The organism is Vibrio sp. HB236076 (genome assembly GCF_040957575.1).
GTDB lineage: Bacteria > Pseudomonadota > Gammaproteobacteria > Enterobacterales > Vibrionaceae > Vibrio.
The window spans coordinates 228,709-251,890 of record NZ_CP162602.1 but is presented as its reverse complement, the minus strand read 5'-3'; the positions used below and the strand labels follow the sequence as shown (position 1 = coordinate 251,890).

21 protein-coding genes and 1 tRNA gene are annotated in these 23,182 nt (G+C 44.6%); 9 read left to right on the top strand and 13 right to left on the bottom strand.

Annotated elements, in window-relative coordinates; all coding sequences use genetic code 11:
- The first annotated feature begins 45 nt into the window (after nt 1-45).
- Together AB0763_RS14415 and AB0763_RS14410 are read left to right on the top strand one after the other, a co-directional pair.
- The gene (locus AB0763_RS14415) at nt 46-699 is read left to right on the top strand and encodes a flavin reductase family protein (protein WP_306099882.1); all 654 of its coding nucleotides are present in this window, start codon (nt 46-48) and stop codon (nt 697-699) included.
- Nucleotides 700-703: 4 nt separating this feature from the next.
- A complete protein-coding gene (locus AB0763_RS14410; RefSeq protein ID WP_306099881.1) occupies nt 704-1,123 on the top strand; it encodes a DUF4174 domain-containing protein in 420 nt (139 codons plus the stop codon).
- A gap of 90 nt (nt 1,124-1,213) precedes the next feature.
- Here AB0763_RS14410 and AB0763_RS14405 read toward each other — a convergent pair whose 3' ends face one another.
- Nucleotides 1,214-2,509, bottom strand: coding sequence for an aspartate aminotransferase family protein (locus AB0763_RS14405; RefSeq protein ID WP_368644304.1), 1,296 nt, complete (start codon nt 2,507-2,509; stop codon nt 1,214-1,216).
- Nucleotides 2,510-2,735: 226 nt separating this feature from the next.
- Between AB0763_RS14405 and AB0763_RS14400 the strand changes: the two genes are divergently transcribed.
- Both AB0763_RS14400 and AB0763_RS14395 read left to right on the top strand, forming a co-directional pair.
- Nucleotides 2,736-4,244 carry a PLP-dependent aminotransferase family protein gene (locus AB0763_RS14400; RefSeq protein ID WP_306099879.1) on the top strand — a complete coding sequence of 503 codons (1,509 nt, stop codon included), beginning with the start codon at nt 2,736-2,738 and terminating at the stop codon, nt 4,242-4,244.
- A gap of 65 nt (nt 4,245-4,309) precedes the next feature.
- Nucleotides 4,310-5,071 (top strand): SDR family NAD(P)-dependent oxidoreductase, encoded by a 762-nt coding sequence (locus tag AB0763_RS14395; protein WP_306099878.1) that lies wholly within the window; start codon nt 4,310-4,312, stop codon nt 5,069-5,071.
- 158 nt (nt 5,072-5,229) lie between these two features.
- On the opposite strand, the gene AB0763_RS14390 is transcribed toward AB0763_RS14395, so the two are convergent.
- Nucleotides 5,230-6,225, bottom strand: a complete 996-nt coding sequence (locus AB0763_RS14390) for a 2-hydroxyacid dehydrogenase (protein WP_306099877.1) — start codon at nt 6,223-6,225, stop codon at nt 5,230-5,232.
- A gap of 175 nt (nt 6,226-6,400) precedes the next feature.
- Between AB0763_RS14390 and AB0763_RS14385 the strand changes: the two genes are divergently transcribed.
- Both AB0763_RS14385 and AB0763_RS14380 read left to right on the top strand, forming a co-directional pair.
- A complete protein-coding gene (locus AB0763_RS14385) occupies nt 6,401-8,911 on the top strand; it encodes an EAL domain-containing protein (RefSeq protein WP_306099876.1) in 2,511 nt (836 codons plus the stop codon).
- Between the two features lie 34 nt (nt 8,912-8,945).
- Nucleotides 8,946-9,416: a murein L,D-transpeptidase family protein gene (locus AB0763_RS14380; RefSeq protein WP_306099926.1), complete on the top strand. Its 471-nt coding sequence runs from the start codon at nt 8,946-8,948 to the stop codon at nt 9,414-9,416.
- 84 nt (nt 9,417-9,500) lie between these two features.
- On the opposite strand, the gene AB0763_RS14375 is transcribed toward AB0763_RS14380, so the two are convergent.
- From AB0763_RS14375 to AB0763_RS14330, 10 genes are all read right to left on the bottom strand, one after another.
- The gene (locus tag AB0763_RS14375; RefSeq protein ID WP_306099875.1) at nt 9,501-10,217 is read right to left on the bottom strand and encodes a glycerophosphodiester phosphodiesterase family protein; all 717 of its coding nucleotides are present in this window, start codon (nt 10,215-10,217) and stop codon (nt 9,501-9,503) included.
- A gap of 17 nt (nt 10,218-10,234) precedes the next feature.
- On the bottom strand, nt 10,235-10,993 hold the full coding sequence (locus AB0763_RS14370; RefSeq protein ID WP_306099925.1) for a DeoR/GlpR family DNA-binding transcription regulator: 759 nt from the start codon (nt 10,991-10,993) through the stop codon (nt 10,235-10,237).
- Nucleotides 10,987-12,093, bottom strand: a complete 1,107-nt coding sequence (gene ugpC, locus AB0763_RS14365; RefSeq protein ID WP_306099874.1) for a sn-glycerol-3-phosphate ABC transporter ATP-binding protein UgpC — start codon at nt 12,091-12,093, stop codon at nt 10,987-10,989. The genes AB0763_RS14370 and ugpC overlap by 7 nt, the downstream gene beginning before the upstream one ends.
- A 21-nt stretch (nt 12,094-12,114) precedes the next feature.
- Nucleotides 12,115-12,954 carry an ABC transporter permease subunit gene (locus AB0763_RS14360; protein ID WP_306099873.1) on the bottom strand — a complete coding sequence of 280 codons (840 nt, stop codon included), beginning with the start codon at nt 12,952-12,954 and terminating at the stop codon, nt 12,115-12,117.
- 8 nt (nt 12,955-12,962) lie between these two features.
- Nucleotides 12,963-13,841: an ABC transporter permease subunit gene (locus tag AB0763_RS14355; protein WP_306099872.1), complete on the bottom strand. Its 879-nt coding sequence runs from the start codon at nt 13,839-13,841 to the stop codon at nt 12,963-12,965.
- An 82-nt stretch (nt 13,842-13,923) separates the two neighbouring features.
- Nucleotides 13,924-15,222, bottom strand: a complete 1,299-nt coding sequence (locus AB0763_RS14350) for an extracellular solute-binding protein (RefSeq protein ID WP_306099871.1) — start codon at nt 15,220-15,222, stop codon at nt 13,924-13,926.
- Nucleotides 15,223-15,427: 205 nt separating this feature from the next.
- Nucleotides 15,428-15,856, bottom strand: coding sequence for a RimK/LysX family protein (locus AB0763_RS14345; protein WP_306099870.1), 429 nt, complete (start codon nt 15,854-15,856; stop codon nt 15,428-15,430).
- A 30-nt stretch (nt 15,857-15,886) separates the two neighbouring features.
- Entirely contained in the window at nt 15,887-16,792 is a 906-nt protein-coding gene (rimK, locus tag AB0763_RS14340; protein ID WP_306099869.1) for a 30S ribosomal protein S6--L-glutamate ligase, read from the bottom strand.
- A gap of 1,601 nt (nt 16,793-18,393) precedes the next feature.
- Complete coding sequence (locus AB0763_RS14335) at nt 18,394-18,999, bottom strand: DUF2913 family protein (RefSeq protein WP_306099868.1); 606 nt, start codon at nt 18,997-18,999, stop codon at nt 18,394-18,396.
- Between the two features lie 23 nt (nt 19,000-19,022).
- Nucleotides 19,023-19,106, bottom strand: a tRNA-Leu gene (locus AB0763_RS14330).
- Between the two features lie 245 nt (nt 19,107-19,351).
- Here AB0763_RS14330 and AB0763_RS14325 point away from each other — a divergent pair.
- A complete protein-coding gene (locus AB0763_RS14325; protein ID WP_306099867.1) occupies nt 19,352-20,752 on the top strand; it encodes a diguanylate cyclase in 1,401 nt (466 codons plus the stop codon).
- Between the two features lie 69 nt (nt 20,753-20,821).
- Here AB0763_RS14325 and AB0763_RS14320 read toward each other — a convergent pair whose 3' ends face one another.
- Nucleotides 20,822-21,835 (bottom strand): GGDEF domain-containing protein, encoded by a 1,014-nt coding sequence (locus tag AB0763_RS14320; RefSeq protein WP_306099866.1) that lies wholly within the window; start codon nt 21,833-21,835, stop codon nt 20,822-20,824.
- A gap of 203 nt (nt 21,836-22,038) precedes the next feature.
- Between AB0763_RS14320 and AB0763_RS14315 the strand changes: the two genes are divergently transcribed.
- Both AB0763_RS14315 and yjjG read left to right on the top strand, forming a co-directional pair.
- Nucleotides 22,039-22,446 (top strand): OsmC family protein, encoded by a 408-nt coding sequence (locus AB0763_RS14315; protein WP_306099865.1) that lies wholly within the window; start codon nt 22,039-22,041, stop codon nt 22,444-22,446.
- A gap of 35 nt (nt 22,447-22,481) precedes the next feature.
- Complete coding sequence (gene yjjG, locus AB0763_RS14310) at nt 22,482-23,162, top strand: pyrimidine 5'-nucleotidase (protein WP_306099864.1); 681 nt, start codon at nt 22,482-22,484, stop codon at nt 23,160-23,162.
- The last annotated feature ends 20 nt before the right edge of the window (nt 23,163-23,182 follow it).

Genomic DNA, 23,182 nt, shown 5'->3' with positions numbered 1-23,182 from the left:
CTTACGTATCAATAAGCCATCAGTAACTGTGAAAGTGGTAGAATTATGTATTTTGATCAATTGATTTTTAATTCCATGGAAAAAAGACAAAGGGCGAGGTTGATCAATTCTCTTTCGGGCTTTAAAAGTGCCAACTTGATTGGCAGCTGCGACGCGGAGGGGCGTGAAAATGTCGCGATAGTGAGTTCGTTAATTCATTTGGGCTCGAATCCTGCGATGTTAGGTTTTATCAGCCGCCCCCACTCGGTAGAGCGACACAGCTTAGAAAACATTTTGGCCAGTGGCTTTTTCACCGCGAACGCCGTCACTTCTGAGCTATACCAGCAAGCACATCAAACCTCTGCGCGTTATCTCAAGCATCAATCTGAATTTGTCCAAACGGGCCTCACTCCAGTCTATAGCGATCTTATCAGAGCGCCTTATGTCCAAGAAAGTCCGCTGAAAGTCGGACTAAAGCTTGTTGAAACGGTGCCCATTTCGGTTAATGACACGGTTATGATCATCGGTGAGGTTCAAGAGGTCTGGGTAGACAGTGAGGCCGTCATGGACGATGGGTATATTGATCTCGAAAAATTGTCCATTAGTACCATTAGTGGCTTAGACAGTTATCATAGCACACAGCGTTTAGACAGGTTGAGTTATGCCAAACCCGATCGGCCCCATTCGAAGCTCAGTGTCAACGGCAAGCCATTGGAGTAACATCATGCACAAAGGCACTGCGCTTTTATTTATCGCGATAGCATTTCTCATCAGTTTGAGCCCAACCAGCGCAGCGGCGACTCGCTTAGAGGATTTCACTTGGCAATATCGGGTTGTGTTGATTGACAGCGACAAAGATCAGCAGGCCATCTTGGACTACCTCGAACGTTTCGAACCAGAGATCAAAGACAGAGACTTGGTTTGGTTTTTGCTGTCAGGGGAAAGCACAACCAGCAATTTCACCGGCCATTCTATCGATGACATTCGCCTGGATAAGCAAAATTTACAATGTAAACAGCCGGTGGTACTGATAGGTAAAGACGGCGGTGTTAAAGGGTGTTACCAAACTTTCGATCTCAATCAAATCTTTGCATTAATTGATACGATGCCCATGCGACAACGCGAGATGCACGATGCCGATTAGCCCTCTATGAGTCAATGAGCGCTGTATTCTGTCAACCGTCAAACGGCTTTAGAAACAGCGCTCGATGACAGGGAGTTAAAAAAGAGAAATTTAGACCCTGGTCAGCATTTCAAACGCGGTTCTTAATTTGGATAATAGCTCGTCGGCTTGTGCCTGATTAATCGTTAGTGCAGGAGTAATACACAAGGTGTTGTTAAATTGATGAAACGAGCGATTGGTTCGGCCAATCAACAGCCCTTGCTCCATACACAACTGACACATTTTTCCTGTCACCGACTCGTCAACCGGTGCTTTGCTCACGCGGTCTTTGACCAACTCCAAGCCGAGTAAAAGGCCTTGGCCTCTCACATCGCCAATGATGTCAAAATCTCGCTGTAAGTCCCTAAAACCTGCGGTGAGGTACTCTCCCATGTGAGCGGTGTTCTCTATGAGGCCTTCTTCTTCTATGATACGCATATTTTCCAACGCGGCAGCGGGGCCGGCCGTACAGCCACCAAAGGTACTGATATCTCGAAAATACCCTTGGGTGTCGGTGGCATCGTCATTGAGCAGGGCAAAGACCTCTTCTGTTGTGACGGTACAAGATATCGCGGCGTAACTTGAGGCCACTCCTTTTGCCATCGTCACAATATCGGGCTGGATGCCATAATGTTGATAACCAAACCATTTTCCGGTGCGCCCTAAGCCACACACCACCTCATCAATGTGAAGCAGTACTTGGTATTTGCGGCAAATACGTTCAACCTCTTTGAGGTAACCTGGAGGTGGCGTAATGACACCACCGCCGGCGGTAATGGGTTCAATCACGACGGCGCCTACCGTCTCTGGGCCTTCGCGTAAAATGGCGTCTTCAAAGGCTTGTGCGGCTTTGATGCCATAGTCTTCGACATCGCCAAATTGGCTGCGATACTCAAAACAATGAGGAAACTCGACAAAACCCGGCACAAAAGGGCCGTATTGTTCACGGCGCTGCTCTTGACCTGTTGAGCTCAAGCAGCCAATGGTCGAACCGTGGTAATCACGCTCGCGAAACAAGATTTTGTGCTTTTGGCCACCGTATTTCTTGTGAGCAATTTGGCGGACCATTTTATAGGCTTTTTCGTTGGCCTCAGATCCGGAGCTGGCAAAATAGACACGACTCATCCCCGGCATTTTACTGAGCAGTTGGTTGGCAAATTCGGTGGCGGGCTCTGTGTTGGCGGTGCCGGCAAAGTAGTTGAGTTTGATGAGTTGGTCATAAATGACTTTGGCCATTGACTCACGGCCATAACCAATATTGACACACCATACACCGCCAGAGGTGGCATCGAGAAACTCACGACCTTGGCTGTCCCAAATGGTTAAGCCTTTACCTTCCGTGATGGTCCACGGGCCTTGCTCTGGCATGGCAGCGTGTTGAGTGAGGTGAAACCAAATGGGTTGCTTGTGCTCTTGCGTGTTCATTGCTTGTCTGTCCATACTAATACCTCCGTGTATTTTTTGTTACATTAGAGCGATAATGGTGAAGAGACATAGGTCCAGCAGGAAGTATTTTTGGTGACAGTTTGAGCCTTGATGGTATAACTCGGAAGTATACTGGCCCACACCGCGGAACAATCAACCATGGAAGTGTATGAAAAGCGATCATTTAATCCATATTCAATTTCGCAAAGACCGAAGTTTACAAGAGCAAATTCGCGAATATCTGATTGAGAGTATTACTCAAGGTCTGTTTCTCGATCACGCTTTGCCGTCGTGCCGTAAAATGGCCGAGATGCTGAATGTGTCGCGCAATACGGTGGTTTTGGTCTATGAACGCTTAGTCGATGAAGGGTATATCTATACCAAACCAAGAAGTGGTTACTTTGCAAAAGCGATGGACGATGACGTCAATGCGCAACGTCCCTTCACCACTGAAAGGGCGATATCACAGGATCGTCAAGCACGCTGGCAAGAGCGCTTTAAAATCAATTTACGTACCTCGACCAAACTCAAAGCCGCCGATGACTGGCAAACCTATGCGTACCCATTTATTTTTGGTCAGCCTGATCCCAGTCTCTTTCCCTTAGCACAGTGGCGAGAATGTGGCCGCTTATCCCAACGCCAAGGGGTGATTAAAGACTGGGTCACGGACGCCATCGACGTTGATGACGAACTGCTGATCAAACAGTTACAAGCGAAGGTGTTGAGTAAGCGAGGCATCACGGCTAAACCCGATGAAATCTTAATCACAATCGGTACGCAAAACTCCCTATACTTATTGGCCGAAATGCTGATGGCCCCCGGGACGCGCGTCGGCGTTGAAGAGCCGGGTTATCCCGATATTCGTCAGATAGTGACTTTAAAAGGCGCCAGTGTGGTTCCCCTAGCATTAGATGATCACGGTGTGCGTTTAAGTGATGAGATGGCCACGTGTGATTATGTCTACACCACGCCAAGTCATCAAGTGCCGACCAATGTCACCATGAGCATGGACAGGCGAAAGGCTTTACTCGATTTTGCTCAGCAACACGATGTGATGATCATCGAAGATGATTTTGACAGTGAGGTCAATATTCAAGAAAGGCCATCGCCAGCGCTAAAAAGCTTAGACAGCGATCAACGAGTGATATACGTTGGCAGTTTATCGAAATCTCTGTCTCCTGGCTTGAGGATCGGTTTTTTAGTGGCAGACCGCTGTATGATTGAACAAGCCAGGCAACTGAGAAGGCTGATGTATCGCCATCCTCCGAGCAATAACCAAAAAACCTGTGGTCTGTTTTTGTCTCTTGGCCACTATGACACTTATGTTCGCAAATTACGCAAAAGTTATCAGCAAAAATGGTCTTTGATGACCGATTTACTGCGTGAACATATGCCAAACAGTATCATGAGTAATCACACCGGTGGCAGTGCTTTTTGGTTAAAGCTTCCTCCCGGCGTCGACAGTCGAGACTTTGTCCGACAAGCCAAACAGCAAGGCCTATTGGTTGAAAGTGGGGATATTCACTTTATGCTCCCGTGCTCAACGCAGTATCAGTATATTCGGGTGGGATTTTCGGCGATAAAAACGGAAAAAATTGCGCCAGGAATTCTCGCACTTGCTCAACTTTATCACCAACAGTGTGGCCCAAAAGTGGATGAAACTGGCCCTATAGAATAAATCTCGCTTGCGCTTAAGATGTCGTATATCGTATTGATGTTTATAAAGGAATGAGGAGTCGTATTATGGAACAACAAGTTGTCTTTATCACAGGTGCCACGTCAGGCTTTGGCTTAGCTACAGCAAAAGCGTTTGCGCAAAAAGGTTGCCGACTCATTTTAACTGGTCGACGTGCCGAGCGTTTAGAGGCGTTGGCCCAAGAGCTATCCCATCAATGTGAGGTATTCACCTATCCCTTAGACGTACGAGACAGTGACGCGGTCAACCAATGTATCGCCGACTTACCTGAGCGATTTAAAGACGTTGCTGTGTTGGTCAATAATGCCGGCCTAGCCTTAGGGGCTTCAGCGGCAGATGAGTCGCAGCTCAGTGACTGGCACACCATGATAGACACCAATGTGACTGGTCTGGTCAATGTCACCCATGCTCTGTTACCCCTGCTCAAGGACAAACCTGGGGCCAGCATCATTAACCTTGCGAGTATCGCCGCCAACTGGGCTTACCCAGGGTCACATGTGTACGGTGCCAGCAAAGCCTTTGTTCAGCAGTTTTCACGCAATTTGCGCAGTGATTTTGCCGGACGTGGCTTGCGAGTCACCAGTTTAGAGCCCGGATTGGCAGAGAGCGAATTCAGTTTGGTGCGCTTTAATGGCGATCAAGATAAATACGATGCCATTTACAAAGACACGGCACCGTTGCAACCGGAAGACATTGCCAACATCATTGTTTGGATTTCAGAGCAACCAGCCCATGTGAACATCAACAGTTTGGAAGTGATGCCAACTAGTCAGGCATGGAATAACTTTAAAATTGTTCAGAGCGAATAAGCAGCGCTCACCCCGTTGTCCGTAACAGCCTCAGTCCATTTTTATTTGTAAAGTGGATTGAGTGGCACTTAAATAACTTCAGTCAGTGAGCCACACCCTTGTCACGTCGCGCTGGTGATCCCTGATTGCGCGACGTTGATAATCTCCAGGTATGTGTGCTAATCAATCAGTTCATTGCCCGAGGTTTTGTTGTTAAAAAAGGCCTCGATACTGTTTAGCGTTGTACTGGCGATATTGTGTAAGGCTTCTTTGGTCAAAAATGCTTGATGTCCCGTAAAGAGTACATTGTGGCACGCGGAGAGTCGTCTAAAGACATCATCGGCGATCACTTGATCAGAATTATCCTCGAAGAACAACGACTTTTCGTGCTCATACACATCCAAGCCCAGGGCGCCAATTTGTCCGGCTTTTAACGCTTCGATAGCGGCGTTGGCATCGAGAAGACCCCCTCGGCTGGTATTGATGATCATCACCCCCGTTTTCATTTTGTTAAAGGTGTCTTTATTGAGTAAATGATGGTTTTCTGGGCTCATAGGACAGTGTAATGACACCACATCACTGGAACTCAATACTTCCTCTAATGAACAATATTGTGCCCCCAGTTCCGTTACGATCGGATTGGGATATGGGTCAAAACAGACCACTTTCATGCCTAATCCCTTGAAGATACGAATCGCCGCTTGACCGATTTTTCCTGTGCCAATTACGCCGACCGTTTTGCCATAAAAGTTAAAACCCACTAATCCTTCTAGTGAAAAATTGGCGTCACGGGTGCGTTGATAGGCTTTGTGTAGACGGCGATTTAAACTCATCATTAAGGCGACGGTGTGTTCGGCGACGGCTTCGGGAGAATAAGCCGGTACGCGCACAACTTGTAAACCCAAGGCTTTGGCCGCCTCGAGATCAACTTTGTCAAAGCCTGCACAACGCATAGCAATCAACTTGGTTTTTCCTCTGGCCAAAATTTCTAACACCTCACGGCAGAGTTCATCGTTGACAAACGCGCAGACCACCTCAGATTGTGCCGCGAGTGGTGCTGTGTGTTCCGTGAGACGAAAATCGTGGAAATGATACTCAAGCGCGACGGTTTGTGGGACTTGTCGAAACGCTTCCTGGTCGTATTGTTTGGCGCTAAAAAAAGCCATGTTGAGCATAATTTTTTCTTCCCTTGCGAATTTGGTATATCAATTTTTACTACATAGCATGGTGAAAAGTTTAGAGTATTTATGTGATTTAGTTCAATGTTTTATCGTCTCATCGCAGGAAACCCATACCCAATGAATTGCATCGAGCTATGATAAAAATAATTGTTTTTAACCAGTGCTCCCTATGCCCCAACTCAATGATAAGAAGCTGTTAAATCTGATCCGCTATGTGCCAATGCTCTTTATGGGGCTTTTTGCGTTGGCGGTGAGTGGTGTGGTAGTACAGCAAAATGAAAGTAAGTTAGAGCAACGCATTAACAACAAACGACAAAGCTTGATTGAGCAACACAAAGAAACTATCAAGCTCAAGGTGGATCAAATTGTCGCTCATGTCCGCCTTGACAAGCAGAAGACGATTTCAATCCTTAAACAGGACATTAGGCAACGCGTTGAAGAAGCGTACAGCATTGCTGAGCAATTGCAGAGGAGTTATCCGCAACAATCTCCGCAACAATTAACCCAGTTGATTGCCGATGCCCTGCGAGCTATTCGTTTTAACTCTGGCCGAGGTTATTACTTTATGTTTGATTTACAAGGTAATAACCTAATGCATGGCTTACGGCCACAGTTGCAAGGTAAAAATTTAATCGGCGCCCAAGATTTGCGCGGCAATCTGATACTAAAAGAACATTTAGACTTGATGACCGCCGATGCTCAGGGAGAAGCTTTTTACACCTGGTGGTACCAAAAACCACAAGAGCCCATTGGCCAAGAGTTTCAAAAAATTGGCTTTGGCAAAATTTACAAGCCACTGTCGTTTTTTATTGGCACAGGAGAATATGTCTCCGATGTTGAAAATGACATAAAACAAACCTTGCTTGAATGGCTGCATCAATATCAGTTCGAGCATACGTATGTGTTTGTTATTAATGCCGATAACAAACTTGTCTTTCATCCTGAAAAACGCTACATCGGCAAAGATATCAATACATCGGTGGAAAAGTTGTTGCAAAATACGATGGAACTTGATTTGTTTAAGGGTGATTTTATTGAATACCAATCTAAGTACTTACCCGATAACGTCACGAAAGGCGATAAAATCAGTTATGTAAGAAAAGTCATTGGGTGGGATTGGGTGATTGGTAGCGGTTTTTATTTGGACCAATTTGAAAAAGAAGTCGAACAGGAAATTCAGTTAATCACGGATAATAACCGCCAAGAGTTGATTAATATTTTGTTTCTTTGCGCTTTAGCAAGTGGCATTGTGATCATGTTTTCTTTTTGGATGGGCCAAGTGATAGGTAAGCGTTTTGAGCGCTTTCAATCAAAGATAGAACGCGATTACAAAGAGCTCGAACTGACCAAAAACAAGGTCCAACACTTGGCGTATTACGATGAGTTAACGGGGATATTTAATCGCAATGGCATCGATAAAACGATTTTAAACAGCATTAGCAACTGTCGAAACCAGCAGTCCTTGTTAGCGATTATGTTTGTCGATCTCGATGACTTTAAAAAGGTCAATGATCAATACGGTCATTCTTATGGTGATAAATTACTTGAGCAAGTCAGTGAGCGTTTTCAAGGTATCGTCTCTGAAACGGGAGGTAAGGGCGCTGTGTTTCGCTTTGGCGGCGATGAGTTTATTTTTTGTTTTTCAGAATTAGAGAGCTTTTACCAAGCCAGTGAAAAAGCCAATGCGGTGAGAGACTGTTTTAAACACGTCTTTGAAGTTAATGACCGCACACTTTCGGTTGGTTGCAGCATTGGCGTCAGTATGTATCCCGCCGACGGGACTGATCCTGAGAGTTTGATCCGCCGCGCCGATATTGCGCTGTACCAATCCAAGCAAGCCAATAAAGGTCAAGCGACCTTTTTTGATCAAAGCATCAGTGACTCTGTTGAAAGAAAGTATCTGATTGAAGAAGAGCTCAAATCCGCGTTGAAGAATCACGAAATTGAGGTGTATTACCAGCCACAAATTGACGGTAAAACGGCGAAGGTATCCGGTGTTGAAGCTTTGGCGCGTTGGAATAATGCAACCTTGGGCTTTGTGTCGCCTTATCATTTTATTCCGGTTGCTGAAGAAACTGGATTGATTGCAGAGCTCGGTTTACACGTATTTTACCAAGCGTGCAAAGATATCTTGGCCATTTCACCCAATGGCCCAGATGCGTTAAATGTCTCGGTGAATATTTCACCTAAGCAGTTAAAGATAAAAACCTTTCCGAGAGTGTTATTAACAATTGCTAGTGATGTCGGCATTGACATATCGCGCATTACCTTGGAGATCACTGAAAATGTGGTGTTAGAAGACCTGTCTCGTGCCTGCTTTGCTCTGAAACAACTTAAAAAGCTCGGTTTTGGGATCTCGCTAGATGATTTTGGCACGGGGTATTCTTCGCTCAGTTATCTTAATCAACTACCGATTTCCGAGATTAAGATTGACCGCTGTTTTGTCGACCAGATGTTGACTCAATCGCAAAGCACGTCCTTGATCAATGCCATCATTGCTATTGCGAAAACCGGCAATATGATAGTGGTCGCTGAAGGCGTCGAAAATGAAGAGCAATATCAGTTGCTCAATCGTTATGGATGCCATTTAATGCAAGGGTATTACTTTAGCCAGCCCATCGATATCCATGCTCTGGCAGAATTTGTGTGCCCACCGAACGGCAAAAAAGTGGAAGTGTAATTTTGTGAGTAACAGAAATGGTTTTGCGTTTTGGCTGAGTGTTTTAGTCTGCTCATTGGGTTTATCAGCGGCGGCGTACGCGGAAGTTGATAAAGTCAAAGTCGACAAGTCAGTGAGGCGATTATACGTACTTGATAATAATGAGGTGGTGAAAACCTTTCGCATTGCTCTTGGTGGCGAGCCCAGAGGCGCTAAGCGAGAAGAGGGCGATCAAAAAACGCCGGAAGGCGTGTATTATCTTGAGTACGTGAATGACTTTTCGCAATTTTATCGTTCTGTTCATATTTCATACCCCAATGCTCAAGACATTCAATCGGCCTATCAGCGCAATGTTTCTCCTGGTGGTAATATTAAAATCCACGGGTTAAAAAACGACGAAACGGAGCCACCAAGCTTTGTGTTAAGTTTTGATTGGACTGACGGTTGTATTGCCATGAGTAATGAAGACATGGACGAATTCATACGCTTGGTACCGATGGGAACGCCAATAGAAATTTATTGGTAAACGTCCCCTAATAACCGTGACCCACAGTTTACATGCTGTGGGTCACGATTGAACGGCGAGTCCATACTCCATGACGTTGCGAATTTAATCGATTTCTATAAAGCGGGCAGGCCAATCCGTAAAGATCCCATCAACTTGAGCGAGTAATGAAAAGTCCTTGGCTAAGTTGACGGTGTAGCACCATGCTTTGACCTTGTGTTGTTTGAGCCATTGAATATCTTCTTCTTTGACGTGACGATAATTTAAATGGCAGCTAAAGGCGTTGAGCTCTTGAATCAAGTGTTTGCCTTGGTCGCTAAGCGCTTCCTCTAGTACGCCGATAGGGTAATCGGCGTTGAGTTGTGCCAAGTGGCGCAAAACCTCTTGGTTAAAGCTTGATAACACAATGTCGTGTAAGGGAATATCATGAGCCTCTAATACGCGATGAACCTCTTGAGCCACGTGTTTGGCATTGTGACGATCAATTTTAACTTCGATATTAACCTTGAGCCCTTGCTGATGAGCAAACGTCAGTAATTCTTCCAGAGTGAGAATGGTTTGTGGTGATGGGGTAATGGCGTGCCATGAACCAAAATCGAAGCCTTTGAGCTCCTCTAGCGTGAATTCATCGATGCGTCCCTGACCATTACTACAGCGGTCGATGGTGTGATCGTGACAGACAACCAGATAGTCATCTCGTGTGGGTTGGACATCAATTTCGACCCACTGACAGCCTTGTTCGAGAGCTGACTGAATGCTGACCAAGGTGTTTTCGGGGTATTGACCAGCGCTGCCTCGGTGTCCGATAACGGTCGTAGACATAAAAGGATTCCTTTTGATTAATAAATAAGTTCGACCTTGTTTTGCTTGGCGATGCGCTCGGCAGTATCCGAACAGCCATCGCTAAACCAACGCGTCATTTCTTGCATATGCGCGCTGACAACAGGCGCAAAACGTTGCAGTTTACTGAGGTCAGCCACCAACCAACACTCTTGACAGTGGCGGATAATAGCACGATTGATATGGGCTTCCTCAGGGGTAAAATCAAGTAGTTGCCCTTGTTGATTGAGGCCTCCTACACCAAATATGCCTAATTTGAGGTGGAATCCGGCGTAAAATTGGCTGGTTGATTCACCCATGGTGTCTTCATCTGAGGCTCGCACAGCCCCACCGGCTAAATGCACCGTAATATTGGCGTTTCTCGATAAAATTAATGCGGCATTAATATTGTTAGTGACCACGGTGGCGCCAGGGTGATCGAGCATGGCCATGGCCACTTGTTTAGGGGTGGTGCCTATCCCTAAAAATAAGCTACTGCCCTTGGGGATGGCACTGGCGACCTTATTGGCAATGTGTTGTTTGGCTTGGATATTTTGGATCTCGCGGTGAGAGAAAGACACATTGTCATTGTCACTGGGTAAGCAGACACCACCGTGAACGCGTTTTACTAGGCCTTGTACATTAAGCTCGGAAAGATCTTTGCGAATGGTTTGCACTGAAACATCACATCGCTCGGCTAAAGAGGCGCTGGATAGCACCCCTTGCGATTGGTGTAAATAGTGCAATATCTGTTTGTGACGGCTCGATAAGCTCATGATGAAGCCTGTTGTAATTGACTCTTACTATCAAGTACTTGTGTTTCAATACGGCGTTCAGAGCGATCAAACAGATGTAAGTTGTTCAACGCAATATAAATGCGATGACTGGTGTTGAGATCAAAGTCAATTTCAGGTGTGGTCGCAATCACCTTAGTGCCGTCAGGTAATCTGGCATGGACTAATTGGTTTGGCCCGAGTGGCTCAATGGCGTCAATGTTCACCTCAAGAGAGAGACCGCTGTCCAATGGCTCGAGTGAAATATGTTCAGGTCGAAAGCCCAGGGTAATACGTTGATCTTCTGGCGCCGTATGGTTGGCGTCGAGCTGACCAATGACTTGATTTTGGTAATAAAGTTGCCCCTGTTGAATCGCACCTGAGGTGAAATTCATCGCTGGGCTGCCCATAAACGAAGCGACAAAGGTCGATGCCGGCTGGTGGTAAACTTGTGAAGGGGTGCCGATTTGCTCAGCTTTACCTTGATTTAATACCACGATTCGGTCGGCTAAAGTCATGGCTTCAACTTGGTCGTGGGTAACGTAAAAGCTGGTGACTTTAAGTTCGGTTTGCAAGCGTTTAATCTCTAGTCTCATGTGAGCGCGCAGCGCGGCATCGAGATTTGACAAGGGCTCGTCAAATAAAAATAGCTTGGGATCTCGAACGATAGCACGGCCCATGGCTACCCTTTGTCTTTGACCACCAGACAACTTGCTTGGCTTGCGATCAAGGTACGAGTCAATTTTTAGAATGTCAGCGACTTGGCGGATTTTTTGATCAATGATGTTCTTGTCAACACCGCGGTTTTTTAAGCCATACGCCAAGTTATCGTACACCGACATATGTGGGTACAGCGCGTAGTTTTGAAACACCATCGCAATATCGCGTTTCGCCGGCGCTTCTTGATCAATGCGACGATCAAAAAGGTGGATTTCACCACTGGTGATGGATTCTAAACCCGCAATTGAGCGAAGTATTGAGGATTTACCACAGCCAGAAGGACCGACCAGCACAATAAACTCGCCGGTTTGGACCTCGAGATCGATGCCTTTCACAGCTTGATGGCCATTGTCGTACGTTTTGACTAAGTTCTTAATGGTGAGCATGATAATCTGTTCCTAAATGTGTTATTTTTCGCTCTCAACGAGCCCTTTAATAAACCAGCGCTGAAAGACGACCACCACTAAAATTGGCGGTAACATAGCAAAGATAACCATGGCAAAGGCATAGTCATAACGCGGTAGTTTGTTTTCGCTGATGTTGCTTAAAATCTGTTTTATCCCCATCACAATCGTGGTGTAGTTTTCATCGGTTGTCATCATAATTGGCCATAAATACTGGTTCCATCCAACGACAAACATAATGATGAAAATGGCGGCAATCATGGTTTTTGATAAGGGGACGAGAATATCCCAGATGAATCGTATTGGCCCTGCATTATCGAGTTGCGCCGCCTCGAGTAATTCATTTGGAATGGTTTTAAAAAATTGGCGAAAAAAGAAGGTCGCCGTTGCTGACGCAATCAAAGGGACGATAAGGCCGGCATAAGAATTGAGCATGCCAAAACCAGCCACGACCTCGTAAGAAGGGATAATTCTTACTTCGAGTGGCAGCAGCAAGGTGACAAAGATCAATCCAAACCACGCACTGGCATAAGGCAGGCGAAAGTACACCAGGGCGTAGGCTGCTAAAAGCGAAATCACAATTTTGCCAATGGCGAAGCCCAGTCCCATAATCATTGAGTTCATGAGCATTTTTTGCGCCGTGACATCACCGAGAAAGCCCAAGCTTTTATTCCAAGCCTCAGCATAGACCTCAAAGTTATCGCCCAATGTCCATTGCAAACCATCTTGAACGATGAGAGTAGGATCGTGAGTTGAGCTGGCGAAAATAAGCCACAACGGGGTAAGCAAAAAAGCGGCCCCTACAAGTAAAATAGCGTGATCGCTCCACTGAATGGGTTTCATAATGGCCTCTAGTAATGAATACGCTTTTCAATAAAGCGGAATTGAAGGAAGGTTAACAATAAAACCAGCAGTAACAGTACGACAGATTGCGCGGAGCTACCGCCCAAGTCAGCACCAATAAAGCCGTCGCGAAACACTTTGTAAACCAGTGCATTGGTACTGCCACCTGGCCCACCCCCTGTCATGGTATCGATAATGCCGAAGGTTTCGAAAAAAGCGTAAGTCAGGTTAATCACGAGCAAGAAAAAGCCCGTTGGTGCTAAAAGTGGAAAGGTAATGGTCCAAAAGCGCTTGGTGGAGCTGGTGCAATCCAGTAAAGAGGCTTCTTGCACGGATTTAGGGATAGACTGCAAGCCGGCCAAAAAATAGACAAAGTTGACGGAGATTTGTTTCCAAACCGCCACAATGACCAGTGCGATCATCGCATCACTGCTGTTCTGTAAACTAAAGTTCCAGCCAAAGGAGGCAAAAAAGTCCGTCATAATGCCGATATTTGGGCGAAATAAAAACACGCCAATCACACCAGCTACGGCTGGGGCTACCGCGTAAACCCAAGTTAGCGAGATTTTATACAGTCCTTGACCGTGTAAAATATTGTTGGCTTTCACGGCCAATAACAAGGCAATGGCGAGGGAGAGAAAAGAGACCACCAGTGAAAATCCGAGCGTAAACATCAACGAGTCTAGGTATTCACTTGATGAGAAAAGGATTTGGTAGTTCTCAAACCAGACAAAGGTCGATGATAACCCCCAAGGGTCTTCCAGCATAAAAGACAGGTAAACCGCTTTCGCTGCGGGATATAAGAAAAAAATAGCAATAATAATTATTTGCGGAGCCAAAAACCAATAAGGCAATGGTGAGTGGCGAAACTGTTGACGATTTTCCACAATACTTCCAACTTAAACTAAGCGTGCAATGTAAAAGAAGTTGTCACTGAGTAGCACAGTGACAACTTTTCAGAACGGAGATTTACTTTTTCAATGTGCGTTTGAAGCGAGAAAGCAGTTGATTACCTTGTTGCTCTATCGTGTTGAGACCCTCTTCAACACTGGTGTCTCCAGCGATGATTTTGTCAAACTCGCTCCAGATGACTTCGCGAATTTGTGGGTAAAAGCCCAAGCGATATCCATTGTTCCAAGCGCCTGACTGCAAACTCAACTGCTTAACGCCAATTTCAGCGTCTGGGGATTCTTGGTAATAACCCGACTGCTTGGTGAGTTCATAAGCGGCGTTGGTAACAGGGACATAACCTGTGGTTTTGTGCCATTCCATTTGCACTTCAGGTTGAGTGAGGTAGTTAAAGAATGCGGCGACGGCTTTGTCTTCGTCTTTGCTGTGACCACTAAGAGCAAACAGCGCTGCACCGCCGATAAAGGTGTGGTAGTTTTCTTTGGTCAAGCTGTCCCAGCTCGGCAAGTAAGTGGTGCCGAGGTTAAATTTAACGCGGTCGCGCAAACCACCAAACGAACCTGAAGAACCTAGCCACATGGCCACCTCACCACGCTCGAATGGCACTTGGTTGTTGTCCCAGTTTTTGCCAAAGTACTTAAAGTAGCCTTTATCGTGCCACTCTTTAAACTTGGTTAACTGCATAACCATGTCTTTACTGTTGTATTCAATCTTAGTTGCTGGGCCGTCGTAACCGTTGTTTTCATCGGCCACAGGCAAGTTGTGACGAGATTTGAAGTTTTCAAACAAAATCCACGGGGTGTGGGATTCTGACAGTGCGACGACACCCGTTTGCTTTAATTTCTCAGCATCTTTTTCAAACTGTTCAAAGGTCGCTGGTGGGGTATCAATACCGGCCTTTTTCAACAGGTCTTTGTTGTAGTAAAGCACAGGCGTTGAACTGTTAAATGGCATACCAATCATTTTGCCATCGCTGTCAGCGTAGAAGTTGCGGACACCGGCAAGGTAGTCTGAGGTTTTAAATGGGTAGCCAGATTCAATCATAATATCTTGAACGGGCTTGGCGACACCAGGTGCATTCATAATGGTTGCTGCGCCAGCATCCATCACTTGCAAAATGTTCGGTGATTGCTTCGCTCGAAACGCCGCAATACCTGCAGTGAGGGTTTCAGGGTACTCACCTTTGTAAACTGGGGTAATTTTGTAGTCGTCTTGCGCGTTATTAAAGTCGTGCGCAATTTTATTGACTGTTTCACCCAATTGACCTGACATTGCGTGCCACCAAGTAATTTCAGTGGTTGCCATTGCCGGCAATGAGACCGATGCACTGACCAATGAGGCCATCCAAAGCTTTTTCATGAAGACGTTTCCTTTTGTATTTCGAACGAGTGTGGTTTGATTTCGTTAGAAACTATCTTCGATTCTATCGATGACAATTCAGTTGATGATAGATGTCATTTATATGAAGTTTTTATTTATCCTTGTCATGAAAAAGGCAAGAAAGGTCAAACAAAAAAGCGCGAAATGTATTCGCGCTAAATAAAGAGGGGAAGTGGCAATCAGCTTATCGCTTTTTTAGTAAATGTTTGGCACTGGGGTCGACCAAAACACGACCTTTCATCGCTTGGCGGCCAAGTAACATAAGGTAGGTCATATCCTGTCGGTTACTCAAGGAAATATCGATAGGCCAACGCTGTCCACCCATTTCAAGCGTGGTGGTGATAACACAGCGATATTCAAAACTGCCATTGGATGACTTGATCTTGCGAGTGCTTTTTAATTTTGCACGGCAATGAACGATTTCATCGAGATGATAGACATCGGGATGTAAATCGAATTCGACCCAACGTTGTCCATTTTCAACGGTACAAAAGGTGTTGTCGACATGAATTGACGAGGTCTTAGCCCCAGTGTCGACGCGACTTAGTAGGCCGAAGATCCCGAGATCAGGTAGATTGATTGATTCTGTTCTACCGATAATGAGTTTGTCCATACGTGTACCTAATCTTGTTAACAATGTCATTTACCCTTGACCTTTCATACGATTGGCATGTGGGCGAGCATTTTTTTCGATAAACTCAAAAATCATTCCAGCCACGTCTTTCTGTGTCGCTTGCTCGATGCCTTCAAGACCTGGGGAAGAATTGACTTCCATGACCACTGGGCCGCGTTCCGATTGTAAAATATCCACACCACATAGGTTTAATCCCATCACTTTCGCCGCGCTTAACGCGGTCGCTCGCTCTTCTTTGGTCAACTTAATCAGGTTGGCTTGACCACCGCGGTGTAAGTTTGAGCGAAATTCACCTTCTTTTGCTTGGCGTTTCATTGCCGCAATCACTTTATTGCCAACGACAAAGCAGCGGATATCGGCTCCTTTGGCTTCTGCGATAAACTCTTGTACTAAAATGTTGGCTTTCATGCCCATAAAGGCTTCAATAACGCTTTCGGCGGCTTGATTGGTTTCTGCGAGTACGACGCCGATCCCTTGTGTGCCTTCTAATAACTTGATCACTACCGGCGCCCCACCGACGTTGCGAATTAAGTCTGGGATGTTATCAGGGTGATGCGCAAATCCCGTCCGCGGTAATCCGATGCCTTTTCTTGACAATAATTGCAATGATCTCAGCTTGTCACGAGAACGACTGATGGCCACGGATTCGTTGACACAAAAAGTGCCCATCATTTCAAATTGTCTGACTACGGCGGTTCCGTAAAAAGTGATAGACGCACCGATACGAGGGATCACCGCATCATAATCCGGTAGCTCTTTGCCTTTATAGCGGATTTTGGGATTATTACTGGTGATATCCATGTAGCAATGGAGAGTATCAATGATATCAACCGTATGACCCCTTAACTCTCCCGCTTCCTTGAGTCGTTGAGTTGAATAAAGGTTTTTGTTACGAGAAAGAATCGCTATACGCATGCCTAAGCCTCAAAAAATGTCGTGTCAATATAAATAGTGAATCAATAGAGTGGGTCACTTAAAAAGTGTGTTCCCGATAGCGGTTAAGAGTCATCAACAGTTAAATCTCGTTCTATTTTTATACTAGAAAGGTTTTTACTCTGTTACTAGGTTTTCTCGCTTTTTTACGCATTATGAGTAAAAGAGGCCTATGTGACGGTCACGATGAAGTTGAAATACGCTCTGTGTTTTTTACGTCGCTGATTTTGATATCAATGATCGCGACACGTGTACGTTGTTAACCGATAACCGATGAATTTCCGCTAAAAGTGGGATTGGTATCAATACTGCAAATGCAAAAGTGGGGTAAGGCAGTAATGGGCGAAACTTAGAGGTTTTTGATGGTGAAATACAGCGAATAAAATCAATCGTGACGATAGAAAAAGGTAATGCTATACCAATCTGATGAAGTAAGTCGTCAATGATAGCGCAGAAAAAAACGTGAGACCAAGACCGCTTCTTTTCTTAACAAGAACCGACGTTGTTATTCTGCCCGTGATGTTTAACGACGTTATCGCGTTTTTAATTAGCGAGGATGAGCAGCTATTTAGTTAGATTGGTATTCATGCCGGAGATAAAAGAAAACCCTGTCCGATAAATCGGACAGGGTTTATTCCTTTTTGCAGCAATCCCGCTACTTAAGTGCTCCCTGCATCATTCCATGATAGTGTGCTACATCCTGTAACGTCATCCATATTCATCGCCATCCTAGCGGTGTCCATTGCATTTGCATCCTGCAAATGACCATCCTGGTTTAACAAGTCCTTTTCTCAAATCTTCCTGATTTGAAGCTCTTATCCTAAGAGACCCAAATCCTTTGGGATTTTGTTTGTCGTCATCCTGTCGACGAAGTTATTATTGAAAATTCGCTTTATTAAAACAATCTGACTTATTTTTTTACAATGAAAGTAGAAAATAATAAAATTGAATTAAATCAATGATTTGAGTTGTTTTTGGCCATGTTCGTAGCTATTTAAAATCACATATCTCACCTGTTTGTAAGAGATCTCTTACAAAATCGATAGGCAATAAGCCTAACCCCAAATAAGGAGGTTAAGAATAATAGTGACGGTGATCACGATAATCTTTTGGGTGTGGTGATCAGAGCGGGTGAGTGCAGTTATGCGCAGTGGTTTTGATAAAAGGTACGTGAGACAAAGCGGTTTGACTGAGGCGTCATTAATAATAAATTTGTTTGACATGTTAATGTAACATGTGTTAGATAAATTATATTGCCTACTTAAGGCAGGGAATTATCTTAAATAAAAGACGAGCAATGCCTTACCCGTTTAAATAATCGAACAGCGATCGGGTGTTCGTCGTTTTTTCGAGATAAACAATAACGGCTTTGTGTTTTTCTTGTGAGCACAAAGTGATAATAAGCTCAAAATGAGCAACTGACACGAGGACTTATCCATGAAAAAGATAAGAAGAGCTCAACTGCATCGACTTCGTACACTTTATTGGAAAGAAGTACGAGAAGAGAAAAAAGCAGGTTAACTTCAAGCATACTGGCAATCCTAGCTATTGCCAGTTATAAACCCCTCTCAACCCAATACCGATTACTGAGTCAGCTGTAATTCAATCCTCACAAACTCATCATCTTGATATCCAACTTGATAGCGAAATGTCTCACTAATATAGATACTGGATAAAAAGTGTTGTCTCAAGTGTAAAGGTCCGCGAAAAAGCATCGTAATCGGCGCGATTAATTGGTTGTGTTCGTTAAAGTGCTGATGTAAATTTTCCGTTAGCACACAGAGCAAACAGCCATTTTCATCGTGCTTTAGATCCACCTCTCGCGGTGAAGTATGAAGTACTGTTGTACCGAGCTTTTTCTCAATATCTCTGAGTAACAATAAGAAACTATCAAGGTGAGGTGGCTTAGGTGTGGGGAGATTTTGTGATAGACAAAAATCTAACAGATGCTCAAGGTTGCCATTTTGTTTACCTTGCTGAAGTAAGATTTTAAGTGGTTTTTTAATGCTTTTGTACTTAAGTTGTTTGGTACGACTTTTGAGCCAGCGTAACAATAAAGCGTTTCTATCGTGAACACTCAGTGAAATATGGCTGGGATTGGCGTACAAAAACAACAGCGCATGAATGGCTATTTGTTTTATCAGTAAAGAATCTTCGTGGGATTGTGAACGAGACCAGTAGGATGCCATCGCAAATATCTTTAAATCAGGAATGGTGCCGAGAGAGGGACTCGAACCCTCACACCAAAGGCACTAGCACCTCATGCTAGCGTGTCTACCAATTTCACCATCTCGGCATAACAAAGAACGCTTCTCTCTTGTTTGTGAGCAGGATAATACACACAAAGCGGGGGCTTGGCGAGGGTATTTTTGATAAAAATCGTTAAATTTCGACTGTTTGCCGAAAAAACAATCAAAAATAACGTTTTATCGACATGTTGATATAATCAATACAATAAGATGGTTATGTGATATGATTAATATAGATTAACGTCTGTCTAAATGTTTAAGTTAACGCCGCATCAAATAGGGATTTTGTGCGATGACAATCAACCATCATAAAGTCTTTTTGTTGTTTTCACTGACTGCCTTGATTTTTTTCGTGGCAGCGATTGAGACGTTTAATTACAAACAGCAAAAATACCTCGACCAGCAATGGCAGCAGACCGTTCACGAGCAGTTAGCGGTGGTCAAATCGTCAATTGAAGCGTCAATCTTACGAGATATCTATTTATCCAGCAGTCTAGCAACTTTAATTTCTTCACGACCAACGATCTCTGATCGCGATCTCAACGCCTTTACCAAAACCTTGGTTGAGTCGAGTGATGGTATTTTTCTGGTGTCGATTGCCAAAAATGACGTCATTAACTTTACCTATCCCAATAAAGAGGCGGTTATTGGTACAAACTTTCGCAATATTCCTCATTTGTGGCAATCGGTTGAAAAAGCCAAAACCCTCAAGAAGCCCTATCTTGCTGGGCCTTTTGACCTATTAATTGGCGGGAGAGGAGTGATTGTTCGCATCCCCATTTACAAAGAGGCGCCAAGTGCAGCGAATTATTGGGGCATGGCGAGTGCGGTCATTGATTTTGATGCTCTGATCCAGCGCTCGGGGATCGATTCATTGGCACAGTCTTATCCTATTGCCATCAAAGGGTATAACAGTGAAGGGCGAACAGGTGGATTGATTTGGGGGGAAAGCGACGTATTTGAGCATGCAAGTAAGACCGAAACCCTTCGATTCCCTTACGGGGAGTGGGTGATCGCGATAGATAGTCATCATCATGACCTGGTGCCAAATTCAGAGTGGTTCTATTATCATTCTATCCGCTTGTTAGGTTACCCTTTATTGCTCTTATTAATCTCAGCCTTTGTATTAATTTTCCGTTTATATCATGTGGCCAATACTCACTCGCTGCAAGATGAGTTAACGGGACTCTCAAACAGACGTCACTTTATCGCCGAATTAGAGCGGCGCTTTTCCATTGCCAAGCGGCAAAATAATCGCAGTCATTTTGGCCTTATCAATATCGATTTGAATAAGTTTAAATCGATTAACGATACTTACGGCCACGATGTTGGGGATAAGGCGTTAATTCACTGCGCTCAGTGCTTACAAGACAGCATTCGCGACAGTGATATCGCGGCTCGGTTTGGTGGCGATGAGTTTTTAATCCTCGTTAACCGTATGAATTACCAGGAAGATATGGCCGCGCTACAAAAACGTATTGAAAGTAAGATCGCACAAACACCTATTGTCGATAGCGGCTATTCTATTCACTTGACGGCCAGTACCGGTAGTGCCACTTATCACCACGCGATGACCGACATCGATCAGCTCATGCAAGAAGCCGATAGGGCAATGTACAAACGAAAATCGACCTTACATGATGAAGAAAAAAAGCAACAGCAATCTCACTCTGAACTCACTTTTGCGAAATAAATGAGGTTCGTTCTTTTAGCTCAACAGCAAAAGAGTGTAGAAGCTGTGGCAAGGGGTAGAGTCTCAATATCAAAGCGGCATAACTCGATTACGGCCAAGGTTTTTGGCTTCATAGAGCCTTTTATCGGCACTTTCTATGACCGATTTAACCGATGTTCCTGGCTGGTATTCTGCCACTCCAAAAGAAGCGGTGATGTTTTCGAGGTACTGACCGCTTTTTCGATCTTTGGCTTTAATCTTATCAATGCCCACTCTCAGCGTTTCTGCAAATTGACGCGCTATACGTAACGGTTTACTGGGCACGATCAGTGCGAACTCTTCACCGCCGTAACGATAAGCACAAATCCCCTCTCGCAAAGCACTACTGAGCCTTTTGGCCACTGTTTTTATCACTAAGTCGCCAAATAGATGACCAAAGGTATCATTGATTTTCTTAAAGTGATCGATATCGACAAAAATGAGACAAAAACTGTCCTGGCTTGCGACGAGCGTGGCAATATCACCGTCAAAGGCGCGTCGATTGTACAGGCCGGATAGTACATCGAATAAGGCCTCTTTTTGGACTTCTTGGAGTTGTTGTTTGAGCTTAATGATTTCATCACTGGCGCTCTTTAACTGAAAATTTAAGTAGCGAGTCGATTGGCGAATGTGATTGGCTTCATTTACCATGTGATTGACAAGCTTCATGATATCTTCAAAATTTAATTTTTGTTCACTGACTTGAGAGAGTTCAACAAACGTTTTTTCAACTAACTGCTGAAAAGCTTGGCTATCACTAAGGGTGTCGGTAACCGAGTTGGCGGCGTCGTTGAGTAGTATTTCTAAACTTTTTTGGAATTGTAAAAATTCAGCTTGTTCTTGGTGAGCAATGTGTTCTAGATACCAAGCTTGGTTTTGCGCTTCACTAACCCATTGTCCCTCTTCTAAAGTGGCATCGATGACAGAGTTCAGCTTGCTGTTACTTTGATCGACATAGGTATACCACAAGGCATAGTTGGCCGGGGTGGTCGCAATGCGGTGTTTTAACATTAAAGGGACTGCTTTTTTTAAATTGGCAGCAGATTTTTTGAACTCTTCGGACATGAAGTAAAACCATCAATAATATCAATCTGATGCTTTAAGTGTAGTGCAAGAACGGTTGAAAAACTCTTGTCTGTTTCAAAATTATCGCAGCTGATCAAGATTAAAAATGGTAAAGATAGCTAATGACATAAGGTTTGTGGGAAACTTGTCGCTAAATTGAGAGTGAATAACGACATTAACACCAAGAAAGTAAGGAAAATACGATGAATTCAGTAGTCAAGTGGACTGGGGATTTACAGTTTGTTGCAACGTCTGCCTCTGGCCACAGTGTGGTGTTAGATGGCCAAGGGGGCAAGACCGCCCCAAGCCCCATGGAGATGGTACTGATGGCTGCCGGTGGTTGCAGCTCAGTCGATGTAGTGGATGGCTTAAAGCAAGCAGGGCAAGCGATCACCGGTTGTGAGGCCTCTTTAACAACAGAAAGAAGAGAGCAAGCGCCTAAGTTGTTTACCAAAATTAACATTCACTTTGCCATCACAGGGCAAAAATTGGATGAGGCTATTGTCGAGCAGGTGACTCTTGATTCACTAACTAAATATTGTTCTGTTTGTTTGATGCTCGGTGCTGGCATTGAAATGACACACACTTGGTCTATCACGCAAGATCAATAATGCCAATTCGATTACTATCAACAATAGGAGAGACGATGCGTTATCAATGGGTCATTTTCGACGCCGACGAAACCTTATTTCACTTTGATGCCGCCAAAGGCATGAGTTTGATGTTTGAGCGTATGGGGGTGCCGTTTAGCGAACAAGATTATCGCGATTATCAAGCGCAAAACCAACCGTTGTGGACGGCGTTACAAAATGGCGATATCACACCAGAACAGCTCAAGCATCAGAGGTTTGAAGCATGGGCCAAACGATTAAACAAGACCACACAAGAGCTTAACTCAGCGTTTTTTGTCGCCATGGCGGATATTTGCGAATTTTTGCCAGGTGCACAACACCTACTGAAAAGCCTACATGGGCAAGTCAACATGGCGATCATTACCAATGGCTTTACTGAGCTACAATCAATGCGCTTGGAAAAGCTCGCTATTACTCACTACTTTGAGCCCATCATTATTTCTGAGCAAGTGGGTGTCGCCAAACCGGATGGGGCGATTTTTGATGCGGCATGGCAGGCGATGGGGCAGCCTAATAAGCGAGAGGTCTTGATGGTTGGCGATAATATTCAAGCGGATATCTTCGGCGGTCATCAAGCGGGGTTTGATACTTGCTGGCTCAATCGAGACCACAAGGAAAAACCAGACCACATCAATCCAACGTTTGAAATTGATCATTTAGCGTGTCTAACGAGCCGTTTAACGGCCGAGTTTTAAATGCGAAACGGTCATTCATG